The organism is Hahella sp. KA22, from assembly GCF_004135205.1.
Lineage (GTDB): Bacteria > Pseudomonadota > Gammaproteobacteria > Pseudomonadales > Oleiphilaceae > Hahella.
In genome coordinates this window covers 3,957,692-3,978,592 of the sequence record NZ_CP035490.1, presented here as the reverse complement: position 1 = coordinate 3,978,592, position 20,901 = coordinate 3,957,692, and the positions used below count along the sequence as shown (strand labels likewise).

The following is a 20,901-nucleotide window of genomic DNA, read 5'->3' as shown; positions in this document are numbered from 1 at the left end:
AAAAGTGATTAAGATCCCTTACAGGATTCACGTCCGCACCAACATCGGTGTTTGAGGCCAACACGCACGCAAAGGAGAAAACATTCGTGTTTGATCATGTCGTATTTGGAGTCAGTAACTACGCAACCAGCAAGACATTCTACCTTACGGCGTTGGCGCCACTTGGCGTCTCGGTTGTTCAAGAAGGTCCGCTTGGTATCGAACTGAGTACGGACGGTAAATCGTCACTGTGTTTATTCGAAGCCAAGGAAAAACCTGCGCATTTACATCTGGCGTTCCTCGCGAAAAACCGCCAGCAAGAAATTACAAAAGAGACGTTATCTCCATAGAGGCCTCTGTCTTGCTCGGTATATCCATAAATGCGCATAATATATATTATGTTAAATTGGATATTGGAATCAGGAAGCGCACACCGACATCTGTTCTGTTAAATGATTTAAAACTGTGCCCTCGCGCTACTACGCCGCCGTTTCCAACTTGATCGTTAAAGTCGATATTCGCCAGGAGTGATATCGTAGCGTCGCTTGAGTGATATTTGAGACAAAGTGCGATCTTTTTCCAGTTGCTGCGAGCATGAACGTGATACAGGTCAAGTCGAAAAGGCCTTAGTTGAGATGGTCATGTAGTTAGTACCTCCGGTGTTTTCCAGCTATGGTCGCAGTAGGCAAGTGAAATCGGCTCGCGCAAAATGGAAGGAATAAACGGGTAGTGATCCTGCACCATCAGCCCTCGTCTTCGAGCCAGGATCACAAGGGCTAGCGCCTCCACACACAAATGGCCTTCAGTTTGCAACCGCTCCATTTCTACGGTGTCGGCGTTGGCAAGTTTCAGATAGAGGGTTTTGTGATTCTCCCAAAGCCGGGCCATTGCCTCCTCAAACAGCTCTGTATCCCCTGCATGGAAGGCGAGACAGATGTCGAAACGAAAGTCCTCTTGGGCCAAGGTATCCTCGTAAGCAGTTAAGACCGCCTCCCCATGCTGCCCGTTATTTCGGTAAAAAACCTCCATCAGGTAGTGTAAATAAAGGAAATCCTCCTCGTACTCCAAATCCGGATTGTGGGTTTGTCGCGAAAGGCTGGCAATTTGGCGCGCTCCTTCCTCATCACCACTGGCCACAGCATCAAAGAAAGGAACACCCAAACCCGTTGCCTTGTCGTTTTCGTTCGCCTTCATGAGCCATTGTTTGTAGGCACGACCACCACGATGGAAACAATCCAAGCACACGTCGGGACGCTCCCTCATGAACAGATCGCTGATACCCCTGATGCGGTAGTGGGAATTGAGGGCAAGAACATCCGCCAGCACGGCACGGGAAGCGATGATGGAGGGAACCAAACAGGCCACATCGTAGGCTGCATTTTCGAAGAAAACGGGCAACAAGTGGTTTGACATCGGCTAGACGATTTCCAACTCATCCAAGAGCAGATTGGTTGTCTCAGCAGCCTTCAAAGCATTGGTAAGGGCTTCACTGAAAACGATATCCGTTTTGGAACCGGCGATCCGAAAAATATGAGGGGCATGTTCCAGCTTCGCGCGACAGAGGATCAACTCTTCAAAATATTCGATGGCGCCATCGTCATCCAGCTCCACCTCCGCTGCGTCATAATCAAGGCAATCGAAGATCTGCAAGGGATTGATGAATCGCAAATCCTTAGAATGTACCTTGTTCTTGTGGTTGATCAGGGTAAACGGTAAAAACTCAACACCCTCAGGCGCAAACTCGCGCACAATGGCCTCCACTTTCGAAGATGCGATGAAACACCCTCTGGTATTGCCCACGATATCTTCCAGTTTTGCGCCCGGATTCTCCTCGCGCAGATACACCTTTGCATCTTGGGGAAAGTAGGGTGTTGCCGGCATGCCCGTGGTAAGAGTGAAGCTATACTTTCCCATATCCTTGGGGGCGTCTTCGATTAGACAAAGCCTACTGTTGTTCAAGTCCCCGGTGGATCCGAAGTGAAAGTAAGACGTCATGCGTTACTCCTCTGTTTCTATTTGACGAATATAGCAGTGTGCTCTCACGGAAAAAATTACAATCAGCCCCCCTCACCTGATAACAATTTCATACTCATGCTTCTACTGCGAACGCTGGCACGATATTTTTCATACCCGGACCAGGGCCTGCTGAAGCAGACATAGAAGTAATCAACGGCTTTATCGTGAAGAGGTATGAACCTGATTTGACGATCAACGCCCATACTTTTTGCGAGAAACTGGGTGCTTTAACGCATTTCTATGATAAAAAACGCTGGCTAGGGGCTGTAATTCCCCTGAATGCTATCATCCATCATTTTTTGGTACAGCCCGCTTTCTTTGATCTTCGCGAGCCCCTCATTAAACTTCTTCACTAACTCGGAACTGCCCGGATACTTCTTTGATACAAGAACAAAATAATCCGACTCTCTATATGGTTTGGAGTAGGTTATCTGTTCAGCTTCGCTCGGCGATAACTCATTTTTTATCATCTCAAGACCAACCAGCATCTCCGCAGGATATAAATCTATGCGTCCAGACACCAGTTTCTTCAAGTTATTGGAGTCATTAGCGATACGGGCTACATTGAATACGCCCTCTTCCTCAAGTTTATTGAATTCATCGCCATAACTGTACGAAATGGCGGCGCCAAATTTGTAGTCTTTCAATTCGGAGAGATTCTGCCAATCAACCACCTTTCCCTTTTTGTGAAAGAAAACTGACTGCAGTGCAAAAACAGGGTCCGTATAGAGGAAATCCTGCGCTCTTTCATCGCTATAAGTCCAAACGATGGTCGCCGCCAGTTCCTTTCCTTCCTTGGCGTCAATCAAGGCTCTGGCCCAAGGATAAAAAACGTATTCAACATCAACGCCGGCGGCTTTGAATGCTTCTGAAACGATATGCGAAGCAAGGCCGAAATGTTTATAACTTTGAGAAGTGAAAGGCGCCCATTCGCCGTTGGATATTTTAATCGTCTCAGCACTAGCGTGCGCACAGGTGAGTATAGAAAAGGCTAAGAATATTCTCTTGAGAATACTGGAAATGATAACCATGAGTAGGCCTCACTCGTCATAGCGTATTATGAGTCTAGCACCCGCAGTAGTGGTGACTAAGAAGAGCTGCATCCTAGTAAATGAGTATAGAGCAGTTCAATAAAAGTACAGAATGAGGTATGGGAACGGCGATAATAGCGCCTTTTTCACTGGCTAATCCATTGATTTATTGAGACTTCCCTACACTAACCTGATTAACTAATATCGATGGCGTCAGGATTTGTGGCAACACCGTGGGGGTGCTTGTTCCTTTTTTATACCATAGATAGAGGGGCACGCCTGATCGGCCATGCTGGGATAAGAATTCGGTTATCTTGCTATCGCCGTTGGTCCAGTCGCCGATCATGGTGACGACATTGCGTTGTTTAAACGCTTCTTTTACGTCGTTTTGATCGATGGAGGTCTTTTCATTTACTTTGCAGGTCAGGCACCAATCGGCGGTGAAGTACAGAAAGACGTCTTGTTTTTCCCGCAATGTACTCAGCTGATCCTGATTAAACACAAACGCTTCTGATACTTCTTTCTGCTCATGTTGAGGAGAAGCTTGAGTGGGCGGTATCCAGCTGATCACCGCCAGTAAAGGCAATATTGTTAACGAGATTGCGGGCCACCATTGGCCTCGACGTTGCGATTGCTGCCATAAGCCGGTCATCCATAAGCCAAAAGCCGACAACATCGCGGCTGCAAATACGGATAACACATAGTCATTGTTTGATTGGCGCATCAAAACCCAGATTAAGCCAATGACGGTCAAAAACATTGGCAGAGAAAGAACGCGTCTGGCTGTCGTCATCCAGGCCCCGGGTTTCGGTAAGTGGGCGCGTAAAGTGGGGATAAAACTCACCAGCAATAGTGGTAACGCCATGCCGAAACCCAGGCCCGCAAAGATCATGAATGCTATACCGACAGGCAACACCAGCGCCGCCCCCAAGGCGGTCGCCATGAATGGCCCGGTACAAGGTGTGGCGATAAAGGCTGCTAAAACCCCGGTCCAAAATTCGCCGATTGCTCCTTTTTTATCTTGCAGTCGAGAACCTGAAGTCATGGATCCGATTTCAAAGAGGCCAGCCAAATTGAAGCCAATCGCGCTCATCAAGACGATCAATGTGGCGATCACCCCAGGGCTCTGGAGTTGAAACGCCCAGCCGATTTGATGCCCCAAGGCTCGCAGGCCCAGGATCACACCGCCCAGTAAAACGCATACCAGGACGGCGCCAAACGTATAAGCCGCAGCGCCTGACCTGGCGTCTTTTTCAGATTCCTGGTGTGTCAGACTCAGTATTTTTAAACTCAATATAGGAAACACGCATGGCATGATGTTGAGCAGTACACCGCCCAGGATCGCACCGAGAAAAGCCGTGATCCCGAGCAGCCATGTATCTTTAATAGAGGAATCGCCACCGCTATTTTTCGCTTCAGATATTAAGGCCGCGCGCTCAGATTTATCCGCTTCAAAACTCAGCGCCATGCCGTTGTCCAGCACCAGGACGCCCTGGAATCGCTCACCCTGTTCATCGCCCGCTTGCGTTTGCATGCGAAGAACATCGCCGTCATGGAAGAGAGACTGCCTCGCGTTATTGACAATCCTATGATTAGTGATGGGATAGATATGAGCGTTATCGCTCTTAATTGAGCCGGGTAGCGGCAAGGCGAGAATAAACTGACCGTTTTCGACGGAAAACTGGCCTTTGGCGTCCAGAGGTTTGGCTAACTTTTGTCGCCACTGGGCGAACTTATGCGCACGGACTTTGGAAATGCGACCATCGCCGACCCTCAGCGTGGTTTCTACCTGTTGCCGTTCAGGCAGGCACACAGAGGGGCTGCAAACCAGATAGTTGACGTCGACTTTTATAGGCAGTGAACTTCCCTCCGCGACGTTTTTATCAATCTTTACCCGTGTCAGTAGAGTAAATTCGCCAGGATAAACATAGTTCATGATGTCAGCGGTTAAGAGCTGACTCGGGGCCGGGTATTGCATCTCCCCTACTGTCACGCCTTCAGGAAGTTCCCAGCTGAATTTGGTAGGAAATCCCGCATCGCCAGGGTTAAGCCAATAACCATGCCAGCCTTGCTGGGGCGTCATCGTTAACGCAAGCTCCAGCGTGTCGCCGGTAGTGGGATGGTCCGATTCCGGCGTCATCGCGATAGAAAGCAGACGCTGATTTTCCAGTGGTTCATTCGCTATGGCTGGTTGCGAACATAGCAAGACAACCAACCAGGTCGTCACTACTTGCATGAAGAGTTTCATTCAGCGCCTGCTTGCGATATTTCCTGTTAGTTCAGCTATTTCCCGTTAGTTTTCAGCTATTTCGGGTTAATTCAGCTTATTTGAAGGATGAGAGAGTGTGTAAGGCGGCCTCGAAATCCTCGTCCTGTATCGAAGATTTCAGGCTAATAACGCCGTTAGGTTCAATGACCGTGATAGTGGGTATTTGATTGACGCCAAATTGCTTAAACAGTTCTCCGTCGTCATCGAATACGATTGGCGGGGTGGCTGCATAACTCTTGCGATAATCTTTAAGGTCAGCGGCCGACGTCCATAAGTTGCTTGAAACGGTCACCCACTGCACATCCGTCGATTTGGATTTGCTCTCCAGCAGTTCACGAACCTGCGTGCAGGCTTTTGAAGTCCTGGGTTCCGTTTCCTCTAGATACCATTCACACCATGGCGCGAAGAACACAACAGCCACTTTTTTGCTGTTTGACGTGTTAAAACGGACATTAAACGACTGCTCATCGATGGTTGAAAAAGAGATATCCTGAGCCGTATCTCCCTTTTGATAACCATCGTCTTTGAGCGCCAGGTCAGGGTTGTTAAGTGGTTTTCCAGCCGGCTTTTCCGCCACGACGTTATCCAGCGCCTGATGTAACGCCAGATCATCTTTATGGCCGAAATAGGCGAACTGCCCTTTTTTATCAATTAATACGTGCTGCGGCGTAACGCGTAATTGAAATGCGCGGGCCAGCTCACCATTGTCGATGGTGATCGGCATGGTTAAGCCGACTTTTTTCCGAAACGCCGTCACGGATTCCAGGCTGTCGCTAATCCCCGTATTGATTGCAACGACCTGAATTTTATCGCCGTACTTTTTATAGATTTCTTCAAACCCCTGCATCTGTTCGCGGCAAGGCCCGCACCAGGTCGCCCAGAATTTAAGATACACGGGCTTTTCGCCGTATATTTGAGCAAGGTCGATCGTTCCGCCGTCAATGTCCTTGATCTTGATGTTGGGCGCCGGCGCGCCCAACAGAGATTCTCCGGCAACCTTGGCCCGGCGCTCGCCTTCGGCTGCATAGTCTGCGTCTTCCGCATGGCAGGCTTGAGAGAAAACACTCAGAGATAACGCAATTAACGGTATTTTCATCAAGCCCTTAAGTTGTACTCGCATGGCAATTTTCCTGATATTTATTAATCAGGCAGACAAATAGCTTCCTTCTATTTGTCTGCAACGACAGGGCCTGCACAGGTCAGGCCCTGTCTCCCGCGGCTTGTCGCCGCGCAGGCGCGTCCATGCGCCTGGTGATTAACATGCCAATATCATTGCCATGTTAATATAAACGTGAAAGGTTGGAATTCTGGTAACTAGATATTCATCTCTTCAACGCTGGAGATCGCGTTGGGCACGGCGGTGTTGCGGGTCAGCGGATCGTGGGTTCCATCAACTCGCACGATATTCACATCGGTGACCCCAATGTACTCAAACGCTACTTTGACATAGGGGGTAAACTGGTCATGACTGACAAAGGGGCCGCTTGAAAAGACGCTTCCGCTCGCCATCACGACATACACTTTTTTATCCTGAACCAACCCTACCTTGCCGCCCGCTTCCGTAAACTTGAAGGTCCGCCCTGCTCTGGTGACGTGGTCAAACCAGGCCTTCAATACAGAAGGCAATCCCAGATTCCACATCGGTGACGACAGGACAATCATTTCGCTGGCGAACAGCATGTCGATCATTTTGTCTGAGAGTTTGACGGCGCTTATTTGCTGCTCGGTTCGTTCTTCAGGCTTCGTAAAGAACGCTCCAATAGTGAATCCATCCAGGTGCGGCAACGGGTCTTGCGACAGATCAAGAACCACTTCATTGAGATCCGGGTATTTCAATTTCAGCCGGTCGACAAGATAGTCGGATACTTCCCTCGACGCGGAACCGTGCAGGTTTGGACTCACTTTGATGTGCAAGAGATTCATACTACTCACCTTCGGAATAAGGATATCGATGACAGCGGACTGGTGATGAATTATGGGGAAAAATGACGTATTTTAAGGGTACAAAAGTTGTATTTTTAGGTAGGACATAGGGTGGGTTACAAAGATATCTATGATCGCTTTATTAACGCCATACATAGCGGCGATCTGAAGCCCGGCGAACGGGCGCCATCCATCCGCAATCTGGCGCAGGAGCTAGGCGTCGCCAAAAAAACCGTGGAGTCGGCTTACGATATTCTGATCGGCGAGGGCTACCTTGTCAGTCGAGGGCCCAAGGGAACCCTGGTTAATCCGGACTTGGTCATTGACGCCGCATACCGGGATCATGCGCCCAGCAGGCTTGATGACCCGGATTTAAGGAAAATCGTGGATTTTCGGGATGCGCGTGGGGTCTTTCAGCTTGGCATTCCGTCGCTGGATGAGTTTCCCTATAAAAAGTGGCTGCTTTTATCGGGAAAAGTGACCCGTTCCATGACTTATGAGGACATGAACCACCCGTCCGTCATGGGACACCTTCCCCTTCGGCAAGCGATAGCCAACTACCTGAATATTTCACGGGGCATAGACTGCTCTGCCGACCAGATCTTCATCACCAATGGCTACAATTCCAGCCTCAGGCTCATACTTGAGGCGATGGCGTCGGGCGCCGATAAAGTCATATTTGAGGAGCCTGGTTATTTCTTTGGTCAAAAGCTGTTAGAGAGACGAATTCAAAATCTCGACTACGCGCCCGTGGATTCGGAAGGCGTCAATGTCGACTTTCTGGTCGCCCATCATAGCGACGCGAAATTTGTCATCACCACCCCCTCCCATCAGAGCCCCCTTACTGTCAGCCTGTCTTTACCGAGACGGCATCAGTTACTGAACTGGGCGCAAGAGAATCAGGCATGGATCATCGAGGATGACTACGACGGAGAGTTTCACTTTTCCAGAAAGAATATCCCGTCGCTAAAAAGCCTGGATGTCTTCGACCGGGTTATCTACGTCGGGACGTTCAGCAAAACCATCATGCCATCACTGCGCACGGCTTATGTGGTGATTCCCAAAGCATTGATCCCTCAGTTCTACGAGACAGCGGAAATCGTCGAGACAGGGTTGCCTCTGCTCCCGCAAAAAATTCTGGAGTTATTTATCTCCTCCGGCGCTTTCTTCAAACACCTTAAACGCATGCGTTCTCTGTATGAATCCAGAAGAAGAATGGTGCATGACGCGTTTATGGAAATGTATGGCGATTACTTCGATATGCCGCTTCAAAACGGCGGTATGCATATTGTCGCCTTCCTGAAACACGGCGCCAAAGACAGAGAGCTTTGCAATATATGGCAGTCGCATAACCTGCAAGTGCTGCCGCTTTCCATGTGGTACGCCCAGAAGAAACACAGGAAATACGGACTGGTCATGGGGTACACCAATATCAAATCCAAAGAAGACGCCCTCTCGGCGCTGCGCCTCCCCTATCAGCAGACGCGGGAGCTATTTTCCTAGTTGCGCCTGTTGCTGAACGCTGTATGGAGAGGCGATGAAATCACCAAGGTGACGCAGCGGCCCTTACTCAGTAACTGCTATAATCATTCTTATTTATGCTCTTTCACACCAGAGGGCCCGCACACACTAACCATTTATATCTCCGTATGGACGTTACAGCGCAACAATCCAAGATTATCAAGGATCTGCCGCCCACTCCCCGCGGTAAGGTCAAGATACCCAACTTGCAGGTTCTTGATACTGTGCTGTATGTCGCCGGCTATGGCGGCAAAAGGCGAGGTCCACCTGAAAGCTCGGCCGTTGGGCGCAACAAAACACCCCAGTCCCAGTGTTTCACGCCCTTTGGAGGCTCCCATGAAGCGAATAAGACTAGCGTTGTTAGGCGCACTTCTAATAACCATTAATGCAGCAGCTGGCGAAATCTCCTTTCTGACGCATAACCTGGAGGGACAGGTTTATACGGACCAGAATGGTGAGCTGAGAGGAATAAAACATTCAGGCAAAAGGGCTTTCAATATCGAAGTCGTCAGGGAATTAATGCTTACCATGAAGCATCCCACTCAATTTCTGGAAGTCCCCTTCGCCAGAGGCATGCAAATGGTCACGAGCAGCAATGATCTGGCTCTGTTTAATGTCAGTAGAACGCTAGATAGGGAAAATATTGTTAAGTGGGTTGGCCCCATTCAGAAAGAGTCGGACTATTTTTATGAAATGAAATCAGCTCCGACAGGCATATCAAAATTAGACGACGCCAGAAAAGTGTCCTCAATATGCGTTCTTAATGGCGCGATACACCATAAAATCCTTAGCAGCTACAACTTTAGTAATATTTATACCAACGTAAGCTACGTTGGTTGTTTCAACATGTTGAAAAAAGGAAGAGTTGATTTAACTGTTTCGGCCGCAAGTACAGTATTAAGCAAGCTAAAAGAAGCAGAAATCTCACCAGATCAAATTCAGCAAACGCCGGTGGTGCTGCTGGTGTCAGAAGGCTATATTGCTTTTTCCAGCAACATTCCTGACAGCACCATTGATAAGTGGCAAGAAGCCCTTGATCACCTAAAGGATTCTGGCGAGTATGAAAAACTCTATCAGCTCTATTTTTTACCTGATGACTAAAACTCCCAGCAGTCACAATGCCTGCTTGGCGCCGCCGTGTCCCTCCGCGAAAAGAACGCAGCTCGGATAAGCAAAGCGCCCTCCGACGCATCCCCAAGCCCCTAACGCTATTCGTTTATAAGCTTAATATAGTCATCATATCGCGGGTAAATACCGTAATCAGGCTGCGATTCAAGATACAACTGCTCAAGCTTGAGCGCCATCGCGTCAAACTGCAGGATCACTTCGCCGGCCTGGTTGCTTTTGTCTTCATCATCACCGTCGATTTGCTCTTGGAGCCGTCTGATTTCCAGCTCGGTAAGACGAATCAGGTTTAATATTTCTGCTGTCGTTAACATTAGGCGGTTTATCCTTCCTGCATCCATTGGCTTCGGATTTTCTCCAAAGTTCCGTCCAACAACAAGGACTCATAGGCTTCGAAGAGTTTAATCAGGCTTTCCACATCCACGCTTTTGGGATATCTCATTGAGTTTAGGTTAGAAAGAGTAAATTAAGAGGTGTTACGGAAAAGAAAAACCTGACCCCAAACGAGGCCAGGTTTTAATCATCAAGGACCAAAAGTCTACGGCTACAGCATTTCCACCTTCACGTCAATCCAGGCTTTGGCGCTGTCTTCTACGCCGCCTTTGGCGATGGGGGTGATGCGGAAGCCGCCCCAGTGGTCGGTGTAGGTTTTTCCGATCACCAGTTCTGAGTCGGTTTGGTCGATCAGGGCCCAGGGGGAGTCTTTGCCGGGAGTCAGGGAGCCGGGGGTCATGTCCAGGAGATGGGAGGTGTGTTTCCAGAAATCCGGGTCTTTCTCGTTTTCCATATATCCCTGCAGGTTGAGCAGCACGCCGTTTTTGGTGTTTTTGTAGCGGTAGTGAGTGGTGCGATACTCAACCCAGTAGGTGTAGGCGCCGTTGCCGGACTTCAGTTTGAGGCCGATATAGCCTGGCGCGTTGGTTCCACTGCGGGTTCCGTAGTCGAAGGCGTAGATGCGATAGACGCCCGAGCTGTTGATCAGGGGAACTTCGCTGTCGGTTAGCCAGCCAAAGTAGCTTTTGTACATCAGGTTGTACTCTTCAAGCGTATGCGCGCCCATGCCCATCATGCTGTACACGTTGCCATAATTGAGGCTTTCTTTTTCAATATCGCCTGTGCCGATAATTCTTCCGGGGCCAGCCTCGACCGCCTTGGCGTGCCTGAGTCCCATTGCGTGTCCCATTTCATGGGCGACCACGCCGGGAGTGTGATGGTAGATGGACATTAATGGCGGCCCGGCGCTGGAATTAAAGTTACCCACTTGCGGCGCCGTCATCATAATGATGTTTGCTGCTCCAGGATTACCGGGATCAACGCCAGTCTCACGAATTTTTCTTTCGTACAACTCTCTCCAGGCGAAGAAATCATTATCGTATTTGGACTTACTTTCGTTAATCCGGATAACGGGCTGCGACAGGTCATAAGTCACCGTGAAACGGCCGTAAGATTGCTCCTTGTAATACTCGTTCACCTTCTGCAGGTCCTGCTCCAGGGTGTCCCATTTGAAAGGGGCGTCCGTAAACTCGAAGCGGTAAACCAGAATGTTCACGGAGTTGTATTGGTAGCCGTCATTATCCGTCGGGTCGGGGGTGTCCGTGGAGCCGCGACAGGATGTGGCGCCGAGATCAACCACCAATGACGCCGCGGACTTGGCGCCAGTCACGGTGATGTAGGTCCAGTAACTGGACGGGTTCTTGATGATCAGACACTCGCCATTGCCATTCTTGGTTGAGGCTGGATCAGAGCCGTCCGTTTTCGGCCAGCCGCCGTTCTTGGCGTACAGACTTAAATTGCCGCTTCCATGCCCAGTGCTGATAGCAATGCTTTGATACTTTTCCGAATTGCCGATACTAAGGTAGTTAGGGGCCGCGTCGGGCATACAGATGGCTTTGCCGTTGGTCAGCGTTCTACCGCTGTATGGCCCTTCCTGGCTACAGACATTTGGAAGAGTGGCCTCAGGCGCCACGCCCAGCTGCACGGTGTAATCTTCCGTTTCCCCGTAGCCGAAATCACCGCAGGCGGACTGCGACGCGCCCTCATAGGTCATTGATACTCGCATTCGGGTCAATAACGGCTCCGAAACAACAGGGAGTTTTAATCTGCCCTGAACTGCGCCCTCTCCGGACAGGTTATCGAGCACCATTTCATCATCTTCAAACACGCCGTTCTGGTTCAGGTCAAACCAGACACGCCAATGCTCTCGATAGGAATTCAGGCGGTATCCTGGGGTCAGGGTTATGTACCCGGAACGAATATCAATGACTTGATTCGAGAAGTCGGAGTAACCTTCCCCGCCCTGTTGTGCGACAGGCTCACCAGACTGTTTCTTTACACCATCAATGTTAATGCTTTCAATCCACTCATCCTGCGACACACCGTTCGCAATACAATACTGAACATCTGCAGGCTGATTTGGCATCAGCGTTGACGCCTGTGCGACAGAACCAGAAAAACATATAGCCGCCGCAACGAAATTAAATAACGTCGAATACTTTTTCATAATAAAGTAACCGTCAATCTATGATTCATTCCGGCTTTTATTTGTATTTAGTGGTGAAGCCAGAATGAAAGTCTATGAGTGACAGATAGATCATTCGTTATGCGTTTTTGCTGGCCGCAGTGATTAACTCCCAATCTATTCATGCCGTCTTTTAGTAATGACAGAGTCGTTCTCCGATAGGCTTCTCCTCCGTTTTGCGTTAGTTGGTGGACACCCGCCCAAACCACGCCGGTATGGCATTGGCGCCATGACGATCAACAAACAACCAACGCCAATATACTACCACTGTATATTGTATACAATATACGAATGCATAAATTTTGCTCACGTCCAGGGGAGCTTAGAGATCTATAAAATACGAAAAGAAAAGAGAATGATATGTTATATATCAGATAGATAAATTGCTTATCTAGAAATAGGATTACTTACAGGCCGCCTGCTGGCAACGCGCCAAGAACAGCATCCATGCCCCTGAAAGGCTAAATATCAATCACTACCTCTGCGCTACCTTCAGCGGGTTTGGCGCAACAAAGAAGCGCATTTCCTGCTTCCGCGGAAAAGCTTGTGGGCGTTTGATAGGCCACACTTCCCTTCTTAATGGGCGCCATGCAGGCGCCGCAGTTACCCGACCGACAACTGAATGGCGCCGTGACGCTGAGTTTTTCAGCGAACGCTAATAGACTGCCGTCATCAGAGGACCATTCGCCCGATACTCCGCTTTGGGAAAAACTAACTTGCGCTTTGCCGGCGATATTGGCGGAGGAATCTATTTCCCCGATCGTTCCTTCACCGAAGAATTCATAATATATATTGGCTTTCTGGACGCCAGTTGAAACCAATGCTTTATAGATGCTTCTCATAAAACCTTCCGAGCCGCATAAATAAAAATCATATTGATCAAAAGGCAATATGTGCTTCAGCAGTTCAATAGATATATGTCCTTCTGAATCATGGTTTTTATGGGGCTTATCTTGCGGTAATGGTCTGGAATATACCGTATGAAGATGCAACCAATCGTACTGCGCCGCCAGTTGCGTCAACTCATCTGCGAAGAGATGAGACTGACTGTTTTGTGTGGCGTGGATAAACCACACCGGCCTGGCGGCTGCGCCCTGGTTCACCTCATGAATAAGCCCCTCCAACATGGCGATCATCGGGGTTATACCGACGCCAGCGGAAATCAGCACGACGGCATGATCATTTTGCCGGAGCGTAAACTGTCCGGCGGGCGCGCCTGCATGAATCACATCGCCGACTTGAATATGATCGTGTAGCGCCTTGGAAACCTCGCCATTTTCTTCCCGCTTCACCGTGATGCGATAACGGCCGGCGGCGCGGCCGGAGGACAAGGTATAGTGACGCTTTAACGGCTGTTTATGGCCAGGAAGGCGTATTTCTACCGGCAGAAACTGCCCGGGAATGTAGTCTTTGATCGTTTCGCCGCTGTCCGGAGCCAGATAAAACGACGTTACTTTGTCGCTCTCTCTACGTTTTTCCATCAATTTGAGCGATTGATATGTAGCGGCGGCGGACGGCTTGCGATCTTTCCACACGCCAGTTCCATCGAGAGCCGGAGACAGCTCTTGCAGTTCCCCCGTTACCGGCATGAACTTTTCGAGGTAGGTGGACTTTTCCACGGTGACAGCGATGACGCGCTGCGCGCCTTCGAACTCATTCAGTGAGGGATGATCCCAAAGCACTTCGGCGCGCCCCGCCGCCAACAGCACATTTCCTGTCGAGAAGTCGGGGAAAAACAGACCGACTCGACCGTCAGACTCGATATTGCCCAACGTATTGAAAAAGCGGTTGCCGCTGAAGTCCGGAAACAACAGGGTATCGCCCTCCACTTTCACGAAACCCGGTTTACCGCCACGGTGGGAGGCGTCAACGCCATGGCGTGGATCGCTGTCCATTAATTGGGTGCGGGAAGCGATAAAGAAAGTATCTGATTGCGTTATCAGCGACTTTGCCTGTTCAGCAATGCCGTCGACGACCACGGCGCTATCAACGGACAGAGCGGCGGACTCGTCCTTTACCCACTGCAGTTCACGGGTTTGTATGTATTTAGGGCAATTACCGAAACTGAGTTCCACATCAATGCTGAATCCCGTTGCGGCCACTTCACCGATTACTCCATTCATACGATTACGTCGACGGGTATGTAGCTGAATGCCCAGCATCCCCACCTTCCGGCCTGGGGCGAAATCCAGGTTCAATAGGTGGGTCAGGGCAGGCAATGCCTGCAGCTCCAGACGAGTATCAGTGGGAGAAGTGATAAACCCGGAGTGACCGGAGAGCGCCGCCGCCCCCGGAAACAACGGCATGCACCAGGGAAAGCCTTGCTGGTCGACAAGGCCCAGGATGACAAAGGGCAGCTCGCAGAAAAACTTCCGATGCTGCATCGGCATCGCCTTACGGATTCCCCCGGAGTACTGCGCCACCTGGTCCGCAACGCCAAGCCGCTTTTGCACCGCGATTTCCGCCGCGTGAAACGGAGAGTTTTCTGGCTGAGTCATAACTTGCTCCTCAATTGGATTAAACCCAAGAGATCTATGCTGTCGCTAAAGGAGAGCGCTTCATGCCAACAAATCCGGGATGCGCTTCAATTCTCTCCAGCCAGGCGCGAATGGCGGGATATGGCTGCAAACTGACGCCGCCCTCCGGCGCATGAGCGATGTAGCTATAACCCGCCACGTCCGCCAGGGTGATGCGATCGCCGGCAAGGTAGTCACGGCTCGACAGCAGGGGCTCCAGGACGCCAAAAAGTGACTCAGTAATGGTTTTGGCTCGCTCATAATCCAGCTTCATGCCAAAAAGCTTTACCAGGCGCACGGTGCAAGGGCCCTGCGCGATTTCTCCCGCCGCGACGGAGAGCCAGCGCTGTACTTGCGCCGCCTGCTCCGCTTCTTTGGGTGACCATTCGTCGCCATGGCTATATTTCTGCGCCAGATAAGTGATGATAGCGTTGGAATCACCTAGCACGAAGCCATTGTCGTCAATGGTGGGAACCTGTCCAAACGGGTTGATTTTCAGATACTCCGGCGCCTTGTGCGCGCCGTTCGCCATATCCAGATCAATCGTTTCATAAGGCAAATCCAGGAATGAAAGCATCAGCTCAACGCGGTGGCAGTGACCTGACATGGGATTGCGATAGAGTTTGATCGGCGCTTGTGTATTGGAAAAATGGGCGTTCACGGTGTTCTCCTGTTATCGGGGTATCCCCTGCTTCGATGTTTCCTGGTTTTAGTCGCTTCTCCGCTCGTTCCCTCGCGGCCCTGGTACTGACACGGGGTTGAGCTGTATGAGTCGTCGTTAAGCATTATTATTCATGCAAATACCGAAGTAATTGACGCAATTTACAATTCACTCTTACACTCATCGCAATAATCAGAAAACGAAAATCAGGGTGACGGCGTGGATAAACTGCAAACCATGCAGGTGTTTATTGAGGTGGCGAAACAACAGAGCTTCAGTGTCGCCAGTGAGGTTCTGGGGCTTTCCGCGCCGGCGGCCAGTCGCGCTATCGCCGCGCTGGAAGAAAGGCTGGGGGTGAAGCTATTTAATCGCACCACCCGGTTGGTGAGGCTAACCGAACCCGGCGCCCGCTTTTTACAGGACGCAAAGCGCATCCTGGAGGATCTGGAAGAGGCGGAAGCCGCCGCGTCAGGCACCTACGCAACACCTGCCGGGACGCTCGCCATCACTGCGCCGGTGCTGTTTGGCGAGAAGTACGTCATGCCTATCGTGACGGATTATCTGGCGAAACATTCGAACGTCACCGTAAAGATCATTCTGCTCGACCGCGTCACCAATCTTCTGGAAGAAGACTTTGACGTGGCGATACGCATCGGCCACCTCAAGGACTCCAGTCTGTACGCTACTACGGTGGGTCACGTGAAGAAGATCGTGTGCGGCGCGCCGGCGTATTTTGAACAACACGGTTATCCTGAAACCCCGGAAGATCTGGCCAATCACAGCATTATTTTTCCGGCTCGCTTCGAGCACACCAATGGCTGGTATTTCCAGGTTCAAGGCAAAAAAGAACTGGTTCGGCTCAATCCCAGACTACGCTGCAATCACAACGGCGCTGCACTGAAAGCGGCGTTACTGGGTCAGGGCATCACCACCTTGATGACTTATCAGGCGGCGGAGGATCTGAAAAACAAACGTCTGCAACGAGTGCTGACTGAGTTTGAGGAAGAGCCATTGCCGGTCAGCATCATTCATATGGAAGGCCGCCGCGCCAACGCCAAGACGCGCTGTTTCATCGATCTGGCCACACAAACATTGCGGGATAACCCATTTCTTTTTATGCCGTGATATCTGAGCGACGCTAGTCTGACTCGACAACTCTGGCGCCATCTGAGTCCGACGCCATGACCCAGTCCAGGACTTCCATATGCTCAGCAAAATAAGGGTTGAAGGTGAGTCGGGACGTTGCGTTATCAGACCCATCGCCGCCGTAGGCGGTACGCCAGGTATCCGCGCCGCTTTCGCAGAGGATTTGATTTTCCTGCGACTGTCCGTTATCGCAGATTCTCAGCTTGCCATTGACGCCGTACTCCGGGTTGTCCGGCGCAAACAGGACGCCCATGTGAGACCCGTTGGCGATTCTGAGTTCAGGCAGGTTCATGCTATAGGTCAGAATGCGAGGATTGCGCTTGCCGATATCATCGCCTTGCCAGATCAGCCGGCTGCCTGGATGGGTAAACGACTGGCTGAAGCGTTCCCGCAAAAACTGGGTGTCGATGATACTGTCATTTGCACTGGCCAGAATGAATACCGGTCGCGCAAACCCGGAGCTGCTCATTTTCTCGCGCACCTCCAATACCGTTTCATAAAACATCGCCGCCGCATGCATGGGAAGCGAGTTGTAGCGGAGATAGTTGGACTCTTCATCTCTGTCCGCCCAGGTAATGAAATATTTGGCGTATTTGGAGAAGGCCAGCAGTCGCGAGCGGGCTTCAAACGCCGGTGAAAACAGGATTAATCCGGCGATATCCTCGTCATTGTAGGCCGCCGCCGTGACCAGGTTGGCGCCCGTTGAGAAGCCGCCGAGCCAGACCTCTTCCGATGTGGATTTCAACAGTTCAATGTGATGCTGAAGGCTGATCTTCCAGCTGTCCAGCGTGGCCAGATTGAGGTCCGCGACCTTGCTGCCGTGACCCGGTAACAGTATCGCTCTCACAAAGTAACCTTTACTCACGAGATGACTGGCGACATCTGTGAACGAAAACGGCGAGTCCCCAAGGCCGTGAACCAGCAAAACGCTTTTATTGTTCGGATGCGTTGGCGTCAGCTCAAAAGGCAGATTGGCTTCCAGCTCTCGTTGCCGGTTTTTGGTTTTAAACGCCCGATTCTCAAGCAGCCACGCCTTGGTTTCGGCGACGTACTCATCAAAGCCCGACTGGTAATCATACTGAGGAAGATGACTGGAGGCCGTGAACTCCGGGCTTTCTTTCAACTTGTGACAGGAAGCTAAAGTGAGGATCGCCATCAGTGAAATAAGACCACGCGCAAGCGTGTTCGTGATCACGGTGTAAAGAACCAAGTTTTCTATACGCATCAGATAACATCAGTTTGAGAAATTTAACCACTTATAGCGAAGATAAGGGGCGGCGCAAGCCCTCCCTATTCTTCAGCGCGACTGGCGTCGTCGCGATCGCGCTCGTAGTGTCGAACGGAGGGAAACGGCGGCAACCAGGACTCGCGACGGCACATCCAGAGTTCATACGTCGGCGTGAGTTGATCTGGTGCGTCCAACGTCCCCAGATTCACCTCGATTTCGTCACCCGTGCGAGAGAAAACCGAAGAGCCGCAACGAGGACAGAAACAGCGACCCGCATAGTCACCTACCTCCCCTGTCACCGTCACCGCATCCTGAGGGAAAATCGCGGACGCATGAAACAAGGCGCCATGATGCTTGCGGCAATCCAGACAATGACATACGCCTACTCGATAAGGACGTCCTGTCGCCGTCAAACGCACAGCGCCGCAAAGACAACCGCCGGTGAACTGTTGCATGTGCTGAACCTCTTCACTCTTCCTTTAGCTCATAAACATAATGATATTTTAAGTACTCGCAATCCCATTCTTCGCCAAGCAGTGCGGAAATTTTTTCTTTGTAATAGACATAGTCGTTGGGGTATTGCTTTCTATATTCATCAGGCGGAATTTCAAGCTGATCCTTGAATATCCGCCTGAACTCGTCTGTTTTTATAGACGATTTAATCTCACTGGCGAGTTGTTGATAATAGCTTTCCGTGCTCTCGGCGCCGCCTTCCCGCCAATACTTTTCCCAGCGCTCAGGATTATGCGCTTCACAGAAATCGCGGGCTTCCGTTGAGTGTATTGTCTTATTCGTAGCGCAAGCAGACTGAATTGCGAACAGGCAGGAAAACAGAAAAGCGGCAAACACCTTGGACTTAATGAGACCAATGCTGATAAAAGACTTATTCTCGCTGATATGCCGCATGAACTTAACCTGGTTTCCTCTTTGAAATGCTTACCGCCTCGTAATTTAACCACTCTCCCTGCATAGGGAAAGAGTGGTCATTTGTATCAGCGTCTCAGACTGGCTTGTTATCCTGTCATCAGGACCCGAAACCCAGCTGGGTTTGAGCGGCTTTAAGCAAGTCGCCGACAGTGCGTACTACGCTAGCTCCTACGCCGCTGGTGTCCGCTCTTTCCTTAATGGTGGTCGTCACGTTTTCAGCATCCGCCCGGCTCATTAGAATCTGCATGGCGCCTCCCGGCGTCTTCACGTGGCCGCCCAGCTCCTCAGTCGGCGCAACGGTGGAGGTGAGAACCGTCGTTGCTTGAGTCACTCTTATCACATGAACGTCATACACGTCTTTAGCATCCGTGCTTCCAAGGGGCAACCCGAAAACAGCGGCGATGGAGCGGTTCGGGTCCGCCTTGTCCACCGTACGGATAGCCTGTTCCAGCGCAGCCCGGGTGGTGAAGTACGGTGAGTAGGCGCTGGGCGACTCTCCACGTTTGGTAATCTTGACCAATTCATCGCCCACATTGAGCTGCAAACGCGTGGGGAGCCTTTCTCCCGACATGACCTGTTGCAGGGCGATATTAAGCCGAGTCTGGTTATTGCTGGCTTTCTTCTCGGCGGTTGAGTCATCCCAATCGGCGGTATTGCGGGCAATGTTCGCCATCAGCTGTTTGCCGTCGGCATGGGTCATCAGAAACTCCATCGCCGCCGCTTCTGATACGCCTTTAGGGACAAAGGTCGCAAAAGAATGTATGTCATGCAGGTCAAGAGAGTCGACAGTAGCGTTGCTTTCGCCGCGCCCCCTTTGTTCAACGTTCACATGGGGTTTTAAGTTATGCCAGGTTTCCCTGATATGACTTCTGCTCGGCGCCAGGCCAATCCTGTCCATCAGAGTCGCATACATATTCCCTAAGAGCCCCCTGTCGTCTTGCAGCTGTCTGGCGTGCTGAAAGACCTCTAAAACCGTTCTGCCGGTCAAGGCTTGCGTTCTGTCCTGGAGAGCGGTCCCTATGGCCTGTCCCGCAATTCTTTCTCCAAAGGCTTGCCGCATTACTTTTGCAAATTCGTTATTAGCGTTTTGGTTGTCACTATTTATCTTCTTCTCTGCGCTGGCGGACGTGACATGGCGGGCGCCCAGATTTCCTGGAGCGGTCACAGTATTATCGTTGTTAACCACCAGTCTTCCTTCGTTCTGACGGGCGGCGGTCACAAAGCTTGAAAGAGTAATTGGATTGGGCATGAGATGAGCTCCTGTGTTTTAAACTTTAACCAAGTAATCAGTGGATTGGGTGGAGGATATTTGGTGAGGATCAGGCAGTTCCTCAGTCTGTTCGACTGAGTCCTGTAAAGAGCGCTTCAGCGACTCCGCGCAGTCCACAAAAGCGACCAGCAGCGACTCCAGCGCGCGGGCGTCCAAGCCGTCGACGGGATGCTGGTAGCTCATGATGGCGTGGCCGTCGTCGCTCAGCCCCACCGTGGCCCCGCCTGTTTTTCGCCAGAACAGATTGGCCGCCAATAGCAGCTTGTATCTGGCGTTAAGGGACTCAAGTGAGTGGCTGGAAGCGTCGACGACCTCACCGAGACTGCTGTAGATAATCAAAAACATTTCATTCGGGCAGAGCTCAAAATTGACAACGATATTGTCGTCAAAGACAAGCTGGGCGGGCGGTTCATCCTTAAGATGAAAGTCAGGCAGTCCAATGGAACTGCCGAGTTCCGTCAGCACGAGGGATAACTTTTCTCTACCGTTCACGTTTGTGCTCCACATACTGATTTTTAAGTACAAAAGGTGTCGTTACAGATCACAGAATAGGGAGAGACAAGAGACTGGGTTATCTATCGACCGGTCTATTTTGGGTTTGGGATTTCATATATGACCGCCTCGCCATTACCGCGACTTTGACGCCTGTTTACGGCGCCCGATTGTGTGTCCGGCTTTTCAGGAATTAATGTTGCGTTTTTTGGTTTTATCTCGACGTGCAGTCGGCTAGAGTGCGGCTTTTACTTTATTGATTTCATTGTTCACTTATAA

General features: G+C 50.7%; 19 protein-coding genes. 4 read left to right on the top strand and 15 right to left on the bottom strand.

What is annotated here, in order from left to right:
* The first annotated feature begins 86 nt into the window (after nt 1-86).
* Complete coding sequence (locus EUZ85_RS17790; protein WP_206618103.1) at nt 87-329, top strand: hypothetical protein; 243 nt, start codon at nt 87-89, stop codon at nt 327-329.
* A gap of 289 nt (nt 330-618) precedes the next feature.
* Here the strand turns inward: EUZ85_RS17790 and EUZ85_RS17785 are convergent, their stop codons facing one another.
* From EUZ85_RS17785 to EUZ85_RS17760, 6 genes are all read right to left on the bottom strand, one after another.
* Nucleotides 619-1,392, bottom strand: coding sequence for an Imm49 family immunity protein (locus EUZ85_RS17785; protein ID WP_127970550.1), 774 nt, complete (start codon nt 1,390-1,392; stop codon nt 619-621).
* Between the two features lie 3 nt (nt 1,393-1,395).
* Nucleotides 1,396-1,974 carry an imm11 family protein gene (locus tag EUZ85_RS17780; protein ID WP_127970549.1) on the bottom strand — a complete coding sequence of 193 codons (579 nt, stop codon included), beginning with the start codon at nt 1,972-1,974 and terminating at the stop codon, nt 1,396-1,398.
* A 278-nt stretch (nt 1,975-2,252) separates the two neighbouring features.
* Nucleotides 2,253-3,026, bottom strand: a complete 774-nt coding sequence (locus EUZ85_RS17775) for an ABC transporter substrate-binding protein (protein WP_127970548.1) — start codon at nt 3,024-3,026, stop codon at nt 2,253-2,255.
* Nucleotides 3,027-3,192: 166 nt separating this feature from the next.
* Nucleotides 3,193-5,262 carry a protein-disulfide reductase DsbD gene (locus EUZ85_RS17770; RefSeq protein ID WP_206618101.1) on the bottom strand — a complete coding sequence of 690 codons (2,070 nt, stop codon included), beginning with the start codon at nt 5,260-5,262 and terminating at the stop codon, nt 3,193-3,195.
* Nucleotides 5,263-5,350: 88 nt separating this feature from the next.
* Entirely contained in the window at nt 5,351-6,415 is a 1,065-nt protein-coding gene (locus EUZ85_RS17765; RefSeq protein ID WP_127970546.1) for a TlpA disulfide reductase family protein, read from the bottom strand.
* A 194-nt stretch (nt 6,416-6,609) separates the two neighbouring features.
* Entirely contained in the window at nt 6,610-7,218 is a 609-nt protein-coding gene (locus tag EUZ85_RS17760) for an FMN-dependent NADH-azoreductase (protein WP_127970545.1), read from the bottom strand.
* A gap of 111 nt (nt 7,219-7,329) precedes the next feature.
* On the opposite strand from EUZ85_RS17760, the gene EUZ85_RS17755 reads away from it, so the two are divergent.
* Both EUZ85_RS17755 and EUZ85_RS17750 read left to right on the top strand, forming a co-directional pair.
* Nucleotides 7,330-8,721, top strand: coding sequence for a PLP-dependent aminotransferase family protein (locus EUZ85_RS17755; RefSeq protein ID WP_127970544.1), 1,392 nt, complete (start codon nt 7,330-7,332; stop codon nt 8,719-8,721).
* 354 nt (nt 8,722-9,075) lie between these two features.
* Nucleotides 9,076-9,840 (top strand): ABC transporter substrate-binding protein, encoded by a 765-nt coding sequence (locus EUZ85_RS17750; protein WP_164887280.1) that lies wholly within the window; start codon nt 9,076-9,078, stop codon nt 9,838-9,840.
* Nucleotides 9,841-9,947: 107 nt separating this feature from the next.
* Here EUZ85_RS17750 and EUZ85_RS17745 read toward each other — a convergent pair whose 3' ends face one another.
* The 4 genes from EUZ85_RS17745 to EUZ85_RS17730 all read right to left on the bottom strand — a co-directional run bounded on the left by EUZ85_RS17745 (nt 9,948) and on the right by EUZ85_RS17730 (nt 15,559).
* Nucleotides 9,948-10,178, bottom strand: a complete 231-nt coding sequence (locus tag EUZ85_RS17745) for a hypothetical protein (RefSeq protein WP_127970542.1) — start codon at nt 10,176-10,178, stop codon at nt 9,948-9,950.
* Nucleotides 10,179-10,408: 230 nt separating this feature from the next.
* Entirely contained in the window at nt 10,409-12,283 is a 1,875-nt protein-coding gene (locus EUZ85_RS17740; RefSeq protein WP_127970541.1) for a GEVED domain-containing protein, read from the bottom strand.
* Nucleotides 12,284-12,843: 560 nt separating this feature from the next.
* On the bottom strand, nt 12,844-14,880 hold the full coding sequence (locus EUZ85_RS17735; RefSeq protein ID WP_127970540.1) for a pyridoxamine 5'-phosphate oxidase family protein: 2,037 nt from the start codon (nt 14,878-14,880) through the stop codon (nt 12,844-12,846).
* A 34-nt stretch (nt 14,881-14,914) separates the two neighbouring features.
* Complete coding sequence (locus EUZ85_RS17730) at nt 14,915-15,559, bottom strand: glutathione S-transferase family protein (RefSeq protein WP_127970539.1); 645 nt, start codon at nt 15,557-15,559, stop codon at nt 14,915-14,917.
* A 219-nt stretch (nt 15,560-15,778) separates the two neighbouring features.
* Between EUZ85_RS17730 and EUZ85_RS17725 the strand changes: the two genes are divergently transcribed.
* On the top strand, nt 15,779-16,684 hold the full coding sequence (locus tag EUZ85_RS17725) for a LysR family transcriptional regulator (protein WP_127970538.1): 906 nt from the start codon (nt 15,779-15,781) through the stop codon (nt 16,682-16,684).
* A 13-nt stretch (nt 16,685-16,697) separates the two neighbouring features.
* Here EUZ85_RS17725 and EUZ85_RS17720 read toward each other — a convergent pair whose 3' ends face one another.
* The 5 genes from EUZ85_RS17720 to EUZ85_RS17700 all read right to left on the bottom strand — a co-directional run bounded on the left by EUZ85_RS17720 (nt 16,698) and on the right by EUZ85_RS17700 (nt 20,622).
* Nucleotides 16,698-17,930: a carboxylesterase gene (locus EUZ85_RS17720; protein WP_127970537.1), complete on the bottom strand. Its 1,233-nt coding sequence runs from the start codon at nt 17,928-17,930 to the stop codon at nt 16,698-16,700.
* Between the two features lie 65 nt (nt 17,931-17,995).
* The gene (locus tag EUZ85_RS17715) at nt 17,996-18,388 is read right to left on the bottom strand and encodes a GFA family protein (protein WP_127970536.1); all 393 of its coding nucleotides are present in this window, start codon (nt 18,386-18,388) and stop codon (nt 17,996-17,998) included.
* A 13-nt stretch (nt 18,389-18,401) separates the two neighbouring features.
* Nucleotides 18,402-18,839 carry a hypothetical protein gene (locus tag EUZ85_RS17710; RefSeq protein ID WP_127970535.1) on the bottom strand — a complete coding sequence of 146 codons (438 nt, stop codon included), beginning with the start codon at nt 18,837-18,839 and terminating at the stop codon, nt 18,402-18,404.
* A 118-nt stretch (nt 18,840-18,957) separates the two neighbouring features.
* Nucleotides 18,958-20,109: a hypothetical protein gene (locus EUZ85_RS17705; protein ID WP_127970534.1), complete on the bottom strand. Its 1,152-nt coding sequence runs from the start codon at nt 20,107-20,109 to the stop codon at nt 18,958-18,960.
* 18 nt (nt 20,110-20,127) lie between these two features.
* Nucleotides 20,128-20,622, bottom strand: coding sequence for a type III secretion system chaperone (locus EUZ85_RS17700; RefSeq protein ID WP_164887279.1), 495 nt, complete (start codon nt 20,620-20,622; stop codon nt 20,128-20,130).
* Between the last annotated feature and the right edge of the window lie 279 nt (nt 20,623-20,901).